Here is a 15,015-nt window from a genome sequence, read left to right on the forward strand (position 1 = left end):
CCGGTCGGTTAACACGTCGGCAGGTGACGTGGGTGTCAGGGAGGTGGTGCGAAGGCGGCGCGGCGCCGGGTGGGGGGTTACGGCCCCGACAGGCTCAAGACCTGTTCAGGGCATGCCAAATCGCCCCGTGGAGCTGGGTACGGCGTTGAAGAACGGCACTGAAGAACGGCGTTGAAGAACGGCGTTGAAGAAATCGGAGGTGAAGAGAAAACACGTGCGCACACGCGTCACGCGCACACGAGTCACCGCCCCGGGGGGTGCGAGCACAGGGCGCCCGCACCCCCCGGATCGGCTGCCGTGGACCCCGCTCGGGTCCGCGGCCGCCGGCCGGGGGCCGTCCCCCCCGGCCGGATTCCGTGGGGATCAGGCCTGCGCGACGATCCGCGCGAGGCGCTGGGCCTCGTCCCGCGTGGAGCGGGCGATAGCGTCCTCGTCGGCGGTGAGCAGTCGGTTGTTCTCGACGATCTGCTTGCCGTTGACGAACGACGCGGTGACCGGGGCGGCCGCACCGAAGACGAGCGCGGTGACCGGGTCGGCGATGGACGAGTGCAGGAAGGTGCTGAGGTTCCACAGCACCAGGTCGGCGAGCTTGCCGACCTCCAGCGAGCCGATGTTGTCGGCGCGGCCGAGGACCTGCGCACCGCCGTAGGTGCCCAGGCGCAGCGACTGGCGGGCGTTGAGCGCGGCCTCGCGGTGCACCGGGTTCAGACGGTTGATCAGGAGGGCGTTGCGCAGCTCGGTGTGCAGCTCACCCGACTCGTTGGAGGCGGTGCCGTCGACGCCGAGGCCGACCGGGACGCCGGCGGCAAGCATGTCCGGGACCCGGGCGATGCCGGCGGCCAGGCGGGCGTTGGAGGACGGGCAGTGCGCCACACCGGTCTTGGTACGGGCGAACGCGGCGATGTCGGAGTCGTTCATGTGGACGCTGTGCGCCATCCACACGTCCTCGCCGAGCCAGCCGGTCGACTCGAAGTAGTCGGTCGGGCCCATGCCGAAGAGCTCGTGGCAGAACTTCTCCTCCTCGACCGTCTCGCTGCCGTGGGTGTGCATGCGCACACCCAGACGGCGGGCCAGCTCGGCGCCCTGCTTGAGCAGCTCGGTGGAGACCGAGAAGGGGGAGCAGGGGGCGACGGCGACCTGGGTCATGGCGTCGAAGGAGGCGTCGTGGAACTTCTTGACCGTCGCCTCGGTGTCCGCGAGCGCGCCCTCGAGGGTCTCGACCGCGTGGTCCGGCGGCAGGCCGCCGTCCTTCTCGCTGCGGTCCATGGAGCCGCGGGCGAGGGTGAAGCGGACGCCCATCTCGGAGGCGGCGCGGATGATCGAGCCGGAGAGGTCGCCGGCACCCTTCGGGTACACGTAGTGGTGGTCCATCGCGGTGGTGACACCACCGCGGGCCATCGCCGCCAGGGAGCCCTGCGCCGCCGAGTACGCCATCTGCTCGTCGATGCGCGCCCAGGTGGGGTAGAGCGCGACGAGCCAGTTGAAGAGGTTGTGGTCGGTGGCCAGACCGCGCGTGATCCACTGGTAGAAGTGGTGGTGCGTGTTGACCAGACCGGGCGTCACGAGGTGGCCGGTGCCGTCGATGCGGCGTACCACGTTCTCGAGGTTCTCGGGGGCCCTGCCCGCGCCGACGGCCTCGATCCGGTTGCCTGCGATGACGATGTGACCCGAGGCGTACTCGGTGTCGTTGGCGTCGACGGTCGCGATCGCACAGTTCTCAATGACGATGCGCTCTACCACGCTGTCAGTGGCTGCCATGGGGCTTCCTCGTGCTTTCAGTGGCGGTGCGGGCACGGCAGGACCCAGGGGATTTGAGTACCGGAACCGGGGGCCTGACAGCTGACAGTACTGCCGCCCCGTGTGATGCTCCGGGTGCCGAGTTCAGGAAGTTCTTGGGTGTTGCGGGGGGGCGCGCCCCGGGACCACTGCGGTGCCCCGGGACGCGGAAGCCTCGTCAGAGGTTGGTCATGTCCACCGGGATGCGCGCGTCGGCGCCGTCGCGGAGGATCGTCGCCTCGATGAGGCCGTAGGGACGGTCCGCGGCGAAGTACACCTCGTTGTCGTTCTTGAGGCCGAAGGGCTCGAGGTCGACCAGGAAGTGGTGCTTGTTCGGGAGCGAGAAGCGGACCTCGTCGATCTCCGAACGGTGGTTGATGATGCGCGAGCCCATCTGGTACAGCGTCTGCTGCAGCGAGAGGGAGTAGGTCTCGGCGAAGGCCTCGAGCATGTGCTTCCTGGTCGCCTCGTAGGACTTCTCCCAGTTCGGCATGCGCTGCTCGTCGTCGGTCCAGTTGAAGCGCCAGCGACCCGACACCTGGGTGGCCAGGATGCGGTCGTACGCCTCCTGCAGGGTCGTGTACTTGTCCTTCACGTAGCCCCAGAACTCCGAGTTGGTGGAGTTCATGACGATCAGGTCCTTGAGGCCGGAGATGACCTCCCAGTTCTGGCCGTCGTACGTGATCTGGGTGACGCGGGTCTCCTGGCCCTTGCGGACGAAGGAGTGCTTCACCTCGTCGGCGCCGATGAACTTGGAGTTCGCGTCCGAGGTCGCGATCCGCTCCCAGGCGTACTCCTCGATGCGGATGCGCGCCCGGTGGATCGGCTCCTGGCTGTTGACGAACCAGCGGGCCAGGTGGATGCCGAACTGCTCGGCGGACTCGATGCCGTACTCCTTGGCGAACGCGTACACCGTGTTCTTGGTGGTGTCCGTCGGCAGGACGTTGGCGTTCGAGCCGGAGTAGTGGACGTCGTCCATGTCGCCGGAGAGGGCGACCGAGACGTTCAGGTCCTTGATGTGGTGCGTGTCGCCGTCCCGCGTGATCTTGACGACGCGGTTCTCTGCTTTGCCGTACTGGTTCTGGCCGAGAATCGTGGGCATGGTCTGCTAGCTCCCTCGGTAAACGGAGTAGCCGAACGGGTTGAGCAGCAGCGGTACGTGGTAGTGCTCACCCGGGTTCACGGCGAAAGTGATCGTGACCTCGGGGAAAAACGCACCGCTGTCCCTTACGCGGGGGGCGTCCTGCTGCGCCTCGGCGGCTTGCTTCTTGGCGAAGTACGTCTCGGTCTCGAAGTCGAGACGTACGTGGGTGGTGCCCTCCGGCAGAGCCGGGAGGTCCTTGCAGCGGCCGTCCGCGTCCGTGGCGGAGCCACCGAGGGCCGTCCACTCCGCGTCGGAGCCGCTACGGGCCGACAGGGAGATGGCGACGCCCTCCGCGGGGCGGCCGATGCTGGTGTCCAGGATGTGCGTGGACACCGAAGCCGTGGTGTCGGTGCTCATGCTCACTCTCCTTCTACGAGGCGGGTCAGACGGATCCGGTTGATCTTGACGAGTTCGCCGCGGGCGATCTCCCGCTCGACCTCGGCCGAGTTCTCGATCCGGACCTTGACCGCGTCCCGCATCTGCTCACCGGTCGCACCGGTGGCGCAGATCAGGAAGACGTGGCCGAACTTGTCCTGGTAGGCCAGGTTCAGTTCGAGCAGCTCTGCCTTGAGCTCCTCTGAGGCGCCGGCCATTCCGCGCTGCTCGCGCGCGGAGGTCGGGTCACCCGGCTTCGGGCGGCCGATCGGCGGGTGGCCCGCCATCGCTTCCGCCAGGTCCGTCGCGGTGAGCTCCGCCATGGCGGCGTCGCTCGCGGCGAACAGGGCGTCCGCGCTGGCGTAGGGGCGCTGGGCGAGCAGCTTGCTCACCCAAGCCGAACTGGCGCACACCTCGTGGAGGTCGGCCTGGGCCGCGGCGTCCACCAAGGTGTTGAACCGGGCGAGGCCCGGTGTCGTACTCGAAGTCACGGGTTAGCCTCCGTGGCCATGTGCTTTGACGGGCTGCGCATAGCTAACGCCCTCCGCAACACCGCGTCAACACTTTGTTGAAATTTCGGGTACACAAAAGCCGCCGCCCGGTTCTTTCGGGCGGCGGCTCATGACGTGGGGTGAGGGGACCCTCACCCTCGGGTGTTCCTATTGGGGTTCTCGCGGTTCAGGTAGTTGTAGACCGTGAAGCGGCTGACGCCGAGCGCACCCGCGACCGTTTCGACCCCGTGCCGCACCGAGAAGGCGCCTCGCGCCTCCAGTATGCGCACCACGTCCTGTTTGGTCTTGCGGTCCAGCTCGGCGAGCGGCATCCCGTGGCGCCGCTCGAGGGCCGCCAGGATGTGGTCCAGGGACTCCGACAGCTGTGGCAGCCGCACGGCGACCACGTCCTCGCCCTCCCAGGCCAGCACGACGTCGTCGGGCGCGGCCCGGGACGGATCCATCAGCTCGCCGCCCATGGCGTCGACCAGCGGCTTGACCGCGGTGACGAACGGGTGGTCGCGGGGCTCGGTCATGATGCGCCCTCTCCGATCACGTTCACCTGGAGGGACACCCGGGTGGCCCCGGCCTCCAGCGAGTCGCGCAGCAGCGCGGTGACGGCCGCCAGGACGTCGCCGGCCTCACCCTCGGCGGTGTTGCCGAAGGGGCCGACGTCCACCGCGTCCAGTTGCGCCTTCTGGATGACGTCGCGGGCCGCCACGGCGTGGGCCGGGGCCTCGTCGAGGTCGAAGGGCTCGGTCGTGAACTCCACTCTCAATCGCACGCGGTCAAGCTACCCCGAGGTACGCGAAATCCGGCAGCGCCCACTTGACATCAGCCCCGCAGCCCATGCAACCTTCCATCAAGCAGAAAGTAACTTCCGCAATACGGAAGGAGCGCCGACCCCTCATGGGATACACGGACCAGCGCTTCGATGTGAACCTGTCGATCCTCTACACGGAACTCCCGCTCCTGGAGCGTCCTGCGGCTGCCGCCGCGGCCGGCTTCACCGCGGTCGAGCTGTGGTGGCCCTGGATCGACACCCCCACGCCGGCCCAGGCCGAGCTCGACGCCCTCAAGAAGGCTCTTGAGGACGCGGGCACCCAGCTGGTGGGGCTGAACTTCTACGCGGGCCAGCTGCCCGGCCCCGACCGCGGCGCGGTGTCCGTACCCGGTGAGGAGTCCGAGCGCTTCCGCGCCAACGTCGACGTCGCCGCGGACTTCGCGGCCTCGGTGGGCTGCAAGGCGCTGAACGCGCTGTACGGCAACCGCGTCGAGGGCGTGGACCCGGCCGTCCAGGACGAACTCGCCCTGGAGAACCTGGTCGTCGCGGCCCGCGCCGCAGACCGGGTGGGTGCGATCCTCCTGATCGAGACCCTCAACAAGCCCGAGTCGCCGCTCTACCCGCTGGTGAGCGCGCCGTCCGCGATCGAGGTCGTGGACAAGGTGAACGCGGCCACGGGCCTGGGGAACGCCAAGTTCCTGCTCGACCTGTACCACCTGGCGATGAACGACGAGGACCTCTCCGAGGTCATCGAAAAGTACGCCGCCAAGACCGGGCACGTCCAGATCGCGGACAAGCCGGGCCGCGGTGCCCCGGGCACCGGCGAGCTGCCCCTCGAGGACCTCCTCGACCAGCTCCGGAAGGTCGGCTACGACGGCTACGTGGGCCTGGAGTACAAGGCCGCCGACGCCGCCGCGTCCTTCGCCTGGCTCCCCGCCGAGGCCCGCGCGGCCGAGTAACGGCCACGCAGCGGCACGGGTCACCGGCCCCACCCGGGCCGGAAAGTCCGGACGAACGGCCGGACGCCCCCCGAACTTTTCGTACGAAGCTTTAGAGAAGGAACCCTCGTCATGAGCAACCTCCCCAAGATCGCGTGGATCGGCCTCGGCATCATGGGCTCCCCCATGTCCGAGAACCTCCTGAAGGCCGGCTACTCGGTCACCGGCTTCACCCTGGAGCAGGACAAGCTGGACCGCCTCGCGGCCGCCGGCGGCTCCGCGGCCGGCTCGATCGCCGAGGCCGTCGGGGACGCCGACGTGATCATCACGATGGTGCCCGCCTCCCCGCAGGTCGAGGCCATCTCCTACGGCCCCGCGGGCATCCTGGAGAACGCCAAGTCGGGCGCCCTGATCATCGACATGTCGTCGATCACCCCGCAGACCTCGGTCGACCTGGCCAAGAACGCCAAGGAGAAGGGCATCCGCGTCATCGACGCCCCCGTCTCCGGCGGCGAGGCCGGCGCCATCGAGGCCGTACTGTCGATCATGGTGGGTGGCGAGCAGGCCGACTTCGACGAGGCCCTCCCGATCCTCGAGGCCCTCGGCAAGGTCATCGTCCTGTGCGGTCCGCACGGCTCCGGCCAGACGGTGAAGGCCGCCAACCAGCTCATCGTCGCGGTCAACATCCAGGCCTGCGCCGAGGCCGTCGTCTTCCTCGAGAAGTCCGGCGTGAACCTCCAGGCCGCCCTGGACGTCCTCAACGGCGGCCTGGCCGGCTCCACGGTGCTGACCCGCAAGAAGGACAACTTCCTGAACCGCGACTTCAAGCCCGGCTTCCGGATCGACCTGCACCACAAGGACATGGGCATCGTCACCGACGCCGCCCGCAACGTCGGTGCGGCCCTCCCGGTCGGCGCCGTGGTCGCCCAGCTGGTCGCCTCCCTGCGCGCCCAGGGCGACGGCGGCCTGGACCACTCCGCCCTGCTGCGCGCCGTCGAGCGCCTCTCGGGCGCCCAGGTCTGAGACCTGCCCCCCGCACCGGGGTTCTCCCCGCACCGGGGGCCGGGACCGCTTCCGAGCAGGTCCGGGACCCCGTGAGGGGGCGTGCGATCCCTTCGGGGACCTGAGTTTCCGGATGGCGTCGGCGCTGACAACCTGTCCTGTCGCGCCCAAGCGCCGGCGCCGTCCGGATCACCTCTTCAACTTTCTTCAACAAACTGTTGACGCTGCGTTCAGCCGGAAAATAGGCTCATCCGCATGGCGGAAGACGCTTTCCGTCAGCAGCTCCCGTACGGAAGGTCACCATGTCGAAGCGCGTGCTTACGACCGAGTCCGGCGCCCCGGTCGCCGACAACCAGAACTCCGCCACCGCCGGCGTCGGTGGCCCGCTCCTCATCCAGGACCAGCAGCTCCTCGAGAAGCTCGCCCGCTTCAACCGTGAGCGCATCCCGGAGCGCGTCGTGCACGCCCGCGGCTCGGCCGCGTACGGCTACTTCGAGGTGACCGACGACGTCACCGCCTACACCTCGGCGAAGTTCCTGTCCGAGGTCGGCAAGAAGACCGAGACCTTCCTGCGCTTCTCCACCGTCGCCGACTCCCTCGGTGGCGCGGACGCCGTCCGCGACCCGCGCGGCTTCGCGCTGAAGTTCTACACCGAGGACGGCAACTACGACCTCGTCGGCAACAACACCCCGGTGTTCTTCATCAAGGACCCGATCAAGTTCCCCGACTTCATCCACTCCCAGAAGCGCGACCCCTTCACGGGCAAGCAGGAGGCGGACAACGTCTGGGACTTCTGGGCGCACGCCCCCGAGGCGACGCACCAGATCACCTGGCTGATGGGCGACCGCGGCATACCGGCCTCCTACCGCCACATGAACGGCTACGGCTCCCACACCTACCAGTGGACCAACGCCCAGGGCGAGGCCTTCTTCGTCAAGTACCACTTCAAGACGAACCAGGGCATCCGCTGCCTGTCCTCCGAGCAGGCCGCCGAGGTCGTCGGCAACGACGCGAACTCGCACCAGACCGACCTGCTCCAGGCCATCGAGCGCGGCGTGAACCCGTCCTGGACCCTCTACGTCCAGATCATGCCGGCCGCCGAGGCCGCGGACTACCGCTTCAACCCGTTCGACCTCACCAAGGTGTGGCCGCACTCCGACTACCCGCTGCAGCGCGTGGGCCGCCTGGTCCTCGACCGCAACCCGGAGAACGTCTTCGCCGAGGTCGAGCAGTCCGCCTTCTCCCCGAACAACTTCGTCCCGGGCATCACCGCCTCGCCGGACAAGATGCTCCAGGGCCGCCTGTTCGCGTACGCGGACGCCCAGCGCTACCGCCTCGGTGTGAACCACACCCTGCTGCCGGTCAACGCCCCCAAGGCCACCACGGCGCAGAACTACGGCCGCGACGGCGCCATGGCGCTGCGCAACGGCTCGCGCCACGACAAGAACTACGAGCCCAACTCGTACCAGGGCCCGGCCGAGACCGGCGACGCGCTCGGCGCGCCGCTGGCGGTCTCCGGCTACACCGGCACCCACGCCGCCCCGGCCCACACCAAGGACGACGACTTCTTCCAGGCCGGTGAGCTCTACCGCCTGATGTCCGAGGACGAGAAGCAGCGTCTGGTGGCGAACATCGCCGGCGGCCTGTCCCAGGTCTCCCGCGAGGACGTCATCGAGAAGAACCTGGCTCACTTCCACGCCGCCGACGCCGACTACGGCAAGCGCGTCGAGGAGGCCGTCCGCGCCCTGCGCGAGGACTGAGCCCACCAGGCCGCGTCTGGGACCTGACGGGAGGTCAGGAACCAGGCGCTGAGCCCGGCACCGCGGACCCGGATGAGGGGTGGTTCGTCGGTTACGGGTTCAGGACGAGGACCGTGGCGGCTTGCGAGCCAGTGCGGTGGTAATGGGCGTCCAAAGGCCCGTCCCTTGACCTGAGGGGGACGGACACCGGGACTCCCGTCGCTCGCCGCCACGGTCCCAGCCGCTCCTTGTATATAGAGGCCACGCACAGAGCCCCCTATATATAAGGAGTGATCCCCGCGCCCCCGGGCGCCGGAGGAACCTCCCACCCCACACACGCCGCCCGGCGGTGCGAACGTCCTGTCGCGCCAGCCTCGTTCCGTCGGGCGGTCATCACCACCCAGGCCGAGCGCCGGGTCACGGACGGTCCCGTGACCCGGCGCTCTGCCGTGTGCCCGGCGGCCCGCCCTGCGCCCTGCGCCCTGCGGTGTCCGTACGCTCAGTGGTGCCCGGCGGCGGACTGCGCAGGCAGGCGGTACGAGGCCAGCAGCGCCACCAGCAGGAGGACCGCCACCGCCAGGGCCGTGCCGGCCAGCGCGGTGCCGGGGGCGTAGCCGTGGTCCCCGTACGCCGACCAGACGGTGACCAGCAGCGCCACCCCGACGGAGTTGGCCAGCTGCTGCGCGGCGTTGAGCACCCCCGCCGCCGACCCGGTCTCCTCCGCGCGGACGCCCCCGAGGATCACGTCGAACAGCGGCGGGATCACGAGGCCCATGCCCATGCCGGTCACCAGCACCGCCGGCAGCAGCCGCCAGCCGCTGGTGACCCAGTCCGCCGGGCCGGCGAGCACCGCCAGCAGACCCAGTCCGAGCGCGCTCAGCACGATCCCCGCCCGGATCGCCAGGCGCCCGTTGCGCGCCGCCAGCGCCTGCCCCGGGCCGGCCGTGAGGGCGATCCCCAGCGCGAGCGGCGCGACGGCGTACCCGGCGCCCTGCGGGGACAGTCCCAACGGGCCCTGGAGGAAGAGCGAGAGCACCAGCATGACGCCGCTGAAGGCCGCGAAGAAGGCGGTGACCACCAGCAGGCCGCCGGTGTAGCCGCGGTTGCGCAGCAGGCCGGGCAGGACCAGCGGCGAGGGGCGGCCCGGCTGGAGCCGGGCGAAGAGGACGAAGCCCGCGGCACCGGCCGCCAGCAGTGCCGGACACCACCAGGGCCAGCCGTACTCCGGCCCCTGCACCAGCGGGAAGACCACGGCGGCCGACGCGGCCGCGGTCAGCAGCATCCCCGGTACGTCCATCCGCAGCGCGGGGTCGGCCGGGCCCCGGCGGATCCAGCGCCCCGCACCGGCCGCGGCGAGCAGACCGACCGGCAGGTTCACCAGGAAGACCGCCCGCCAGCCCGTGCCGAACGGGTCCGCCCCGACGAGCACCCCGCCCAGGACCGGCCCGCCGACCGCGCACAACCCGAGCACGGGCCCGAAGAAGCCCAACGCCCTGCCCAGCTCGGGACCCTGGAACGTCTCCTTGAGGATGCCGAAGCCCTGCGGCAGCAGCAGCGCGCCCAGGGCCCCCTGGAGCGCCCGTCCCGCGACGAGCCAGCCCGGCCCGGTGGCGAGGGAGCACAGGGCCGAGGCCGTGGTGAACCCGAGGACGCCGATCAGGAACAGCCGGCGGCGCCCGTAGCGGTCCCCCAGCCGCCCCGCCGTGATCAGCAGGACGGCGAACGGCAGGGTGTAGGCGGCCTGCAGCCACTGGCTGAGCGCGTGGCCGCCGCCCAGGTCGGCCGCGACGGCCGGGGCCGCGATGCTGGTGATGGTGGCGTCCAGCAGGTCCATCACGTCGGCGGCGAGCACGACGGCGAGGACCGCCCAGCGGTGGCGGTACGGGGAGGGGGACGGAGGAGACGGAGGGGGCGAGGTCGAGGTCGAGGCCCGCGACGAACGCTGTTCGTTATCCATGACGAACAACGTTCGCGCCGAACGTTGTTCGTTGTCAAGTGCTAGGCTGCCGCCATGAGTTCTCCGCAGCGCAGCACCCGGTCCCGTCCCGCCAAGCCGCCGCTCAGCGAGCGGGCCGTGGTCGACGCGGGTCTCGCCGTCCTGCGGGAGGAGGGGCTCGGCGCGGTCACCATGCGGCGCGTGGCGGCGGCCCTCGACACCGGTCCTGCCTCGCTGTACGTGTACGTGGCCGGGCGGGACGAGCTGCTGCGGCTCATGTTCGACGCGGTGGTCGCCACGGTGCCCCTACCGGGGGCACCGGCCTCCGTGGCGGGCGCCTCCGTGGCGGGCGCCGCCGACGATGGGGACGACTGGCGGGAGGCACTGGCCGGCACGGTGGCGGACGCCGTCCGCGCCCTGAGCGCGTACCCCGGGCTCGCCCGGGTCTCGCTGGGCCACATCCCCACCAGCCCCGCGTGGCTCGACCTCTTCGACCGCGTGCTGGGCCTGCTGCTGGCGGGCGGGGTGGAGCGGCAGCGGGCCGCCTGGGGCTGCGACCTGATCGCGCTGTACATCGGGGCGGCCTCGTACGAGGCGGAGGTCCCGGCGTCCGGGCCCGCGGACGCCGGGGCCTCGGACGCCTCCTCGGACGCCGGGGCCTCGGACGGCGACGGGGCCGGCGGCACCTCGGGCGACGGCGGGGCCGGCGGCGCGGCGGGCCACCTCCAGCGGGCGCTGGACCACCGGCACGCGGCTGCCGGGATCGACGCGGCGCTGGCCGCGCTGGATCCCGTACGCCATCCCCACCTCGCCGCGACGGCGCAGGAACTGCGGTCCGGCAGCGCCGAGGACCGGCTGGACCTGGGGGTACGGGTACTCATCGAGGGGCTCGCACCCCGTGCGGCGGGCCCCGGAGCCCGCTGACACGCGGCCCCCGCACGCGGAGCGGCCGCCACGCGCCCGGAGCGGCGGCGCGCCCGGAGCGGCCGCCGCCCGCGCATGCGAACGGCCCCCGTCCCTCCGGAGCGAGGGGCGGGGGCCGTTCGGTGGTGCGAGGTCCCGAGAGGGCAGGGACTCAGGACCTCACGTGTGCGATCAGACCTGGAGGGCCTTGATGGCGGTCGGGGCGTGGCCCGGCTCGGTCGCGAGCTCCTCGAACTCGGTGACGTCGCTCATGTCGACCGTCTTGCTCATCGCGATGTTGGTGACGCGCTCCAGGATCGCCTCGACGACGACCGGGACCTGGAACTCCTGGGCCAGCTTCTTGGCCTCCTCCAGCGCCTCGCCCAGCTTGTTCGGGTCCTCGACGCGGATGGCCTTGACGCCCAGGCCCTCGGCGACCTTGACGTGGTCGACGCCGTAGACGCCGATCTCCGGGGTGTTGATGTTCTCGAACTCGAGGTTGACCTCGAAGTTGATGCCGAGGCCGCCCTGCGCCTGGCGGATCAGGCCCAGGTACGCGTTGTTCACGAGGACGTGGACGTAGGGGACCTTGTGCTGGGCGGCGACCGCCAGCTCCTCGATCATGAACTGGAAGTCGTAGTCGCCGGAGAGGGCGACGACCGGGGTCTCCGGGTCCGCGGTGGCGGCACCGATGGCGGCCGGGATGGTCCAGCCGAGCGGGCCGGCCTGGCCGCAGTTGACCCAGTGGCGCGGCTTGTAGACGTGCAGGAACTGCGCGGCCGCGATCTGGGAGAGACCGATGGTGGTGACGTAGCGCGTCTCCGGACCGAAGGCCTTGTTCATCTCCTCGTACACGCGCTGCGGCTTCATCGGGATGTTGTCGAAGTGCGTGCGGCGCTGCAGCGTCGCCTTGCGCTCCTGCGCCGAGGCGGCCCAGGCGGTGAAGTCGGGGAGCTTGCCCGCGGCCTTCCACTCCTTGGCGATCTCGATGAAGAGCTCCAGCGCGACCTTGGCGTCGGAGGCGATGCCGTAGTCCGGGGCGAAGATCTTGCCGAGCTGGGTGGGCTCGATGTCGACGTGGACGAACTTGCGGCCCTTGGTGTACGCCTCCAGGTTGTAGCCCGTGTGGCGGTTGGCCCAGCGGTTGCCGATGCCGAGGACGAAGTCCGACTCCAGGAACGTCGCGTTGCCGTAGCGGTGCGCGGTCTGGACGCCGACCATGCCGGCCGCCAGCTCGTGGTCGTCCGGGATGGTGCCCCAGCCCATCAGGGTGGAGATGACCGGGATGCCGGTGACCTCGGCGAACTCGACCAGCAGGTCGGAGGCGTCGGCGTTGATGATGCCGCCGCCGGAGACGATCAGCGGGCGCTCCGACTCGAGCAGGAAGCTCAGGGCCTTCTCGGCCTGGGCGCGGGTGGCCTGCGGCTTGTAGACCGGCAGCGGCTCGTAGGTCTCCGGGTCGAACTCGATCTCGGTCAGCTGGACGTCGATCGGCAGGTCGATGAGGACCGGGCCGGGGCGGCCGGAGCGCATCAGGTGGAAGGCCTGCTGGAAGACGCCCGGGACCTGGGCGGCCTCGAGCACCGTGGTGGCGGCCTTGGTGACCGGCTTGGCGATCGTGGCGATGTCGACGGCCTGGAAGTCCTCCTTGTGGAGCTTCGAGACCGGGGCCTGGCCGGTGATGCACAGGATCGGGATCGAGTCCGCGATCGCGGAGTACAGGCCCGTGATCATGTCGGTGCCGGCGGGGCCGGAGGTACCGATGCAGACGCCGATGTTGCCGGCCTTGGCGCGGGTGTAGCCCTCCGCCATGTGGGAGGCGCCCTCGACGTGGCGGGCCAGCGTGTGGTTGATGCCGCCGACGTTCTTGAGCTCGCGGTAGAAGGGGTTGATCGCGGCACCGGGCACGCCGAAGGCCTGCGTGATTCCTTCGCGCTTGAGGATCTCAACTGCCGCGGCGGCGGCTGTCATACGGGGCATCTGGCACTCCTGCGATCAGGCTTTTTCCGGCATCCGGAAGTTCAGTTCTGCTATACGAAACAATCTAGGAGGCGTCTTCCGAAGCGTCAAGGCGGGTGCGGACCTCGGAAGCCACCAAAAGCCGCGTAAGACCCCGTCGTTTGCACGAATCCCGGCGACCGGGCACCCGCTCCGTCGCGCGTCGTGGACGATGGAGTACGCACAGCGACGACCGGACGGCCGGGCAGGCGGCCGCGCACGCGGAAGTGGGGCAGGTATGGCGGCCAGGGTGGGCGAGACGTTTCCGGTGCGCTGTCCGGCGTGCGGCCGCGAGAACACGTACGTGCCGCCGGTCTTCCCCTGCGCCTGCGGCTCACCGGTCACGCCGCCGCTCGACCCGGTGGCCGCGCCGGTCCCGCTGACGCACCGCAACTGGGACGACACGTGGGTCGCGGTGCGGTGCCCGTCGTGCGGGCGCGAGGACCACTGGCCGCAGCCGGAGGTGGGCTGCTCCTGCGGAACGGTGGTGCGGCTGGCGGTCCGACCGCCGGGGAGCGAGGGGCGGGGCGCGCGGGAGGCGGCTCCCGTTGCGGGAAACGCCGCCGATGCCGGCGCGGGGGCTTCCGGGGCGGGCCCGGACACGGGTGACGGCCGGGGCGCTCCCGCGGGCCGGAGCACCGGCACGGGTCCGGACCCGCTGACGGCGGCTCCGGCGCCGGCCGGTCCGGGGAGCCGCTCCCCGGGATCGCCGTCGGGCACGTCCGCACCGGGTGCTCCGGCTGCGGGGGCGCCGGCCCCTGGCACGTCGCCCTCAGGAGCGTCGGCCGCGGGAGGGTCGGCCGCGGGGGCGACGTCCGGCCCGACGGGGGTGCCGGTCCCCCGGCCGGCGTTCCGGCCGCTGACCATCCGTACCGCCCGGGACGCCGTCTCGGCCGCCGCGCTCTACCTGCGCTGGCTCGGCTTCACCGACGTGCGCCAGCCCGACGCCCGGCCGATCCCCTCCGAGGTCGTGGACCTGCGGGCCCCGGGACTGGTGGCGCAGGTGGACCCGACCACCGCGCCGGCGGACCTGCGGGCGGTGGAGTGCGTGTGGCTGAACGGGCTGACGGCCTCCGCCGCCAGCGCGTACTTCGCCCTGGCGGGCTACACGGAGGAGGCCCGGGCGCGGGCGGACGAGCTGGGGATACCGCTCTTCGTCATGGACCTCACCGGTTCCCCGCAGCCGGTGAACGACCCCGCCGACGCGCTCGTGGCGAAGGGGGCGTAGTCCGTCCGCCCCGACGATGGGGCATGATCGACGGGCCCCCGCCCATCCTGCCGAGGAGACGCCTTGAGCCTGTACGACATCCCGCTGAGCACCCTGTCCGACGAGCCCACCAGCCTGGCGGCCTTCAAGGGCAAGGCCGTCCTGGTCGTGAACACGGCGTCGCAGTGCGGCCTCACCCCGCAGTACTCGGGCCTCGCGCGGCTCCAGTTCAAGTACGCCGAGAAGGGCTTCACCGTCATCGGCGTTCCGTGCAACCAGTTCGGCGGCCAGGAGCCCGGCACGGCCGAGGACATCCAGACCTTCTGCGCGGCCGGCTTCGGCGTGACGTTCCCGATGCTGGAGAAGAGCGAGGTCAACGGCGAGAACCGGCACCCGCTCTTCACCGAGCTCGTCAAGACGCCGGACGCCGACGGCGAGGCCGGCGACGTCCAGTGGAACTTCGAGAAGTTCCTGATCTCCCCCGACGGCCAGGTCGTCAACCGCTTCCGGCCGCGCACCGAGCCGGAGTCGGACGAGGTCGTCGCCGCCATCGAGGCGGTCCTGCCGGCCTGATCCCCGGGGAAACCCGCACGTGACCGCTCCGGCCGCGGGGGCCCCCCCCCCCCGCCGCCCCCCCCCCGCCCGCCACGCGGGGGGGGGGCGGCCCCCACCCCCCCCCGGGGGCCGAGGCGGCCGGGGGGGCGGTTGGTACCAAGGGGCGC

The 15,015-nt window shown here is 70.9% G+C and carries 14 protein-coding genes; 6 read left to right on the forward strand and 8 right to left on the reverse strand.

All coding sequences use genetic code 11. The features are described from left to right. Positions 1-363: 363 nt before the first annotated feature. The 6 genes from ACIQCH_RS30500 to ACIQCH_RS30525 form a co-directional block, all read right to left on the reverse strand. Complete coding sequence (locus tag ACIQCH_RS30500; RefSeq protein WP_402586170.1) at positions 364-1,758, reverse strand: 8-oxoguanine deaminase; 1,395 nt, start codon at positions 1,756-1,758, stop codon at positions 364-366. Between the two features lie 196 nt (positions 1,759-1,954). Continuing rightward, positions 1,955-2,878: a factor-independent urate hydroxylase gene (gene pucL, locus ACIQCH_RS30505; protein ID WP_030209882.1), complete on the reverse strand. Its 924-nt coding sequence runs from the start codon at positions 2,876-2,878 to the stop codon at positions 1,955-1,957. A gap of 6 nt (positions 2,879-2,884) precedes the next feature. Further along, complete coding sequence (gene uraH, locus ACIQCH_RS30510; protein ID WP_402586172.1) at positions 2,885-3,277, reverse strand: hydroxyisourate hydrolase; 393 nt, start codon at positions 3,275-3,277, stop codon at positions 2,885-2,887. Between the two features lie 2 nt (positions 3,278-3,279). Next, positions 3,280-3,786, reverse strand: a complete 507-nt coding sequence (gene uraD, locus ACIQCH_RS30515) for a 2-oxo-4-hydroxy-4-carboxy-5-ureidoimidazoline decarboxylase (protein ID WP_402586174.1) — start codon at positions 3,784-3,786, stop codon at positions 3,280-3,282. A gap of 152 nt (positions 3,787-3,938) precedes the next feature. After that, positions 3,939-4,322: a helix-turn-helix domain-containing protein gene (locus ACIQCH_RS30520; RefSeq protein WP_402586176.1), complete on the reverse strand. Its 384-nt coding sequence runs from the start codon at positions 4,320-4,322 to the stop codon at positions 3,939-3,941. Beyond that, entirely contained in the window at positions 4,319-4,570 is a 252-nt protein-coding gene (locus tag ACIQCH_RS30525) for a hypothetical protein (RefSeq protein ID WP_402586178.1), read from the reverse strand. Before ACIQCH_RS30525 ends, ACIQCH_RS30520 begins: the two co-directional genes overlap by 4 nt. A 125-nt stretch (positions 4,571-4,695) precedes the next feature. Here ACIQCH_RS30525 and ACIQCH_RS30530 point away from each other — a divergent pair, with 125 nt between their 5' ends. From ACIQCH_RS30530 to ACIQCH_RS30540, 3 genes are all read left to right on the forward strand, one after another. After that, complete coding sequence (locus ACIQCH_RS30530) at positions 4,696-5,529, forward strand: TIM barrel protein (RefSeq protein ID WP_402586180.1); 834 nt, start codon at positions 4,696-4,698, stop codon at positions 5,527-5,529. 111 nt (positions 5,530-5,640) lie between these two features. Next, positions 5,641-6,531 carry a 2-hydroxy-3-oxopropionate reductase gene (locus ACIQCH_RS30535; protein WP_402586182.1) on the forward strand — a complete coding sequence of 297 codons (891 nt, stop codon included), beginning with the start codon at positions 5,641-5,643 and terminating at the stop codon, positions 6,529-6,531. A 281-nt stretch (positions 6,532-6,812) separates the two neighbouring features. Continuing rightward, on the forward strand, positions 6,813-8,270 hold the full coding sequence (locus ACIQCH_RS30540) for a catalase (protein ID WP_402586184.1): 1,458 nt from the start codon (positions 6,813-6,815) through the stop codon (positions 8,268-8,270). Positions 8,271-8,748: 478 nt separating this feature from the next. Here ACIQCH_RS30540 and ACIQCH_RS30545 read toward each other — a convergent pair whose 3' ends face one another. Next, positions 8,749-10,206, reverse strand: a complete 1,458-nt coding sequence (locus ACIQCH_RS30545) for an MFS transporter (RefSeq protein ID WP_402586186.1) — start codon at positions 10,204-10,206, stop codon at positions 8,749-8,751. Positions 10,207-10,260: 54 nt separating this feature from the next. On the opposite strand from ACIQCH_RS30545, the gene ACIQCH_RS30550 reads away from it, so the two are divergent. Continuing rightward, positions 10,261-11,109 carry a TetR/AcrR family transcriptional regulator gene (locus ACIQCH_RS30550; protein ID WP_402586187.1) on the forward strand — a complete coding sequence of 283 codons (849 nt, stop codon included), beginning with the start codon at positions 10,261-10,263 and terminating at the stop codon, positions 11,107-11,109. A 171-nt stretch (positions 11,110-11,280) separates the two neighbouring features. On the opposite strand, the gene gcl is transcribed toward ACIQCH_RS30550, so the two are convergent. Next, positions 11,281-13,059, reverse strand: coding sequence for a glyoxylate carboligase (gene gcl, locus ACIQCH_RS30555; protein WP_402586200.1), 1,779 nt, complete (start codon positions 13,057-13,059; stop codon positions 11,281-11,283). Between the two features lie 265 nt (positions 13,060-13,324). Here gcl and ACIQCH_RS30560 point away from each other — a divergent pair, with 265 nt between their 5' ends. Further along, entirely contained in the window at positions 13,325-14,314 is a 990-nt protein-coding gene (locus tag ACIQCH_RS30560) for a hypothetical protein (protein ID WP_402586189.1), read from the forward strand. Positions 14,315-14,377: 63 nt separating this feature from the next. After that, positions 14,378-14,866 carry a glutathione peroxidase gene (locus ACIQCH_RS30565; RefSeq protein WP_402586191.1) on the forward strand — a complete coding sequence of 163 codons (489 nt, stop codon included), beginning with the start codon at positions 14,378-14,380 and terminating at the stop codon, positions 14,864-14,866. Positions 14,867-15,015 lie beyond the last annotated feature (149 nt).

The organism is Streptomyces sp. NPDC093225, from assembly GCF_044753805.1.
Taxonomy (GTDB): domain Bacteria; phylum Actinomycetota; class Actinomycetes; order Streptomycetales; family Streptomycetaceae; genus Streptomyces.

Coding starts and splice junctions, on each gene's coding strand:
- ACIQCH_RS30500 (WP_402586170.1), bottom strand. CDS start 1,758: ATGGCAGCCACTGACAGCGTGGTAGAGCGCATCGTCATTGAGAACTGT.
- pucL (WP_030209882.1), bottom strand. CDS start 2,878: ATGCCCACGATTCTCGGCCAGAACCAGTACGGCAAAGCAGAGAACCGC.
- uraH (WP_402586172.1), bottom strand. CDS start 3,277: ATGAGCACCGACACCACGGCTTCGGTGTCCACGCACATCCTGGACACC.
- ACIQCH_RS30520 (WP_402586176.1), bottom strand. CDS start 4,322: ATGACCGAGCCCCGCGACCACCCGTTCGTCACCGCGGTCAAGCCGCTG.
- ACIQCH_RS30530 (WP_402586180.1), top strand. CDS start 4,696: ATGGGATACACGGACCAGCGCTTCGATGTGAACCTGTCGATCCTCTAC.
- ACIQCH_RS30535 (WP_402586182.1), top strand. CDS start 5,641: ATGAGCAACCTCCCCAAGATCGCGTGGATCGGCCTCGGCATCATGGGC.
- ACIQCH_RS30540 (WP_402586184.1), top strand. CDS start 6,813: ATGTCGAAGCGCGTGCTTACGACCGAGTCCGGCGCCCCGGTCGCCGAC.
- ACIQCH_RS30545 (WP_402586186.1), bottom strand. CDS start 10,206: ATGGATAACGAACAGCGTTCGTCGCGGGCCTCGACCTCGACCTCGCCC.
- ACIQCH_RS30550 (WP_402586187.1), top strand. CDS start 10,261: ATGAGTTCTCCGCAGCGCAGCACCCGGTCCCGTCCCGCCAAGCCGCCG.
- gcl (WP_402586200.1), bottom strand. CDS start 13,059: ATGACAGCCGCCGCCGCGGCAGTTGAGATCCTCAAGCGCGAAGGAATC.
- ACIQCH_RS30560 (WP_402586189.1), top strand. CDS start 13,325: ATGGCGGCCAGGGTGGGCGAGACGTTTCCGGTGCGCTGTCCGGCGTGC.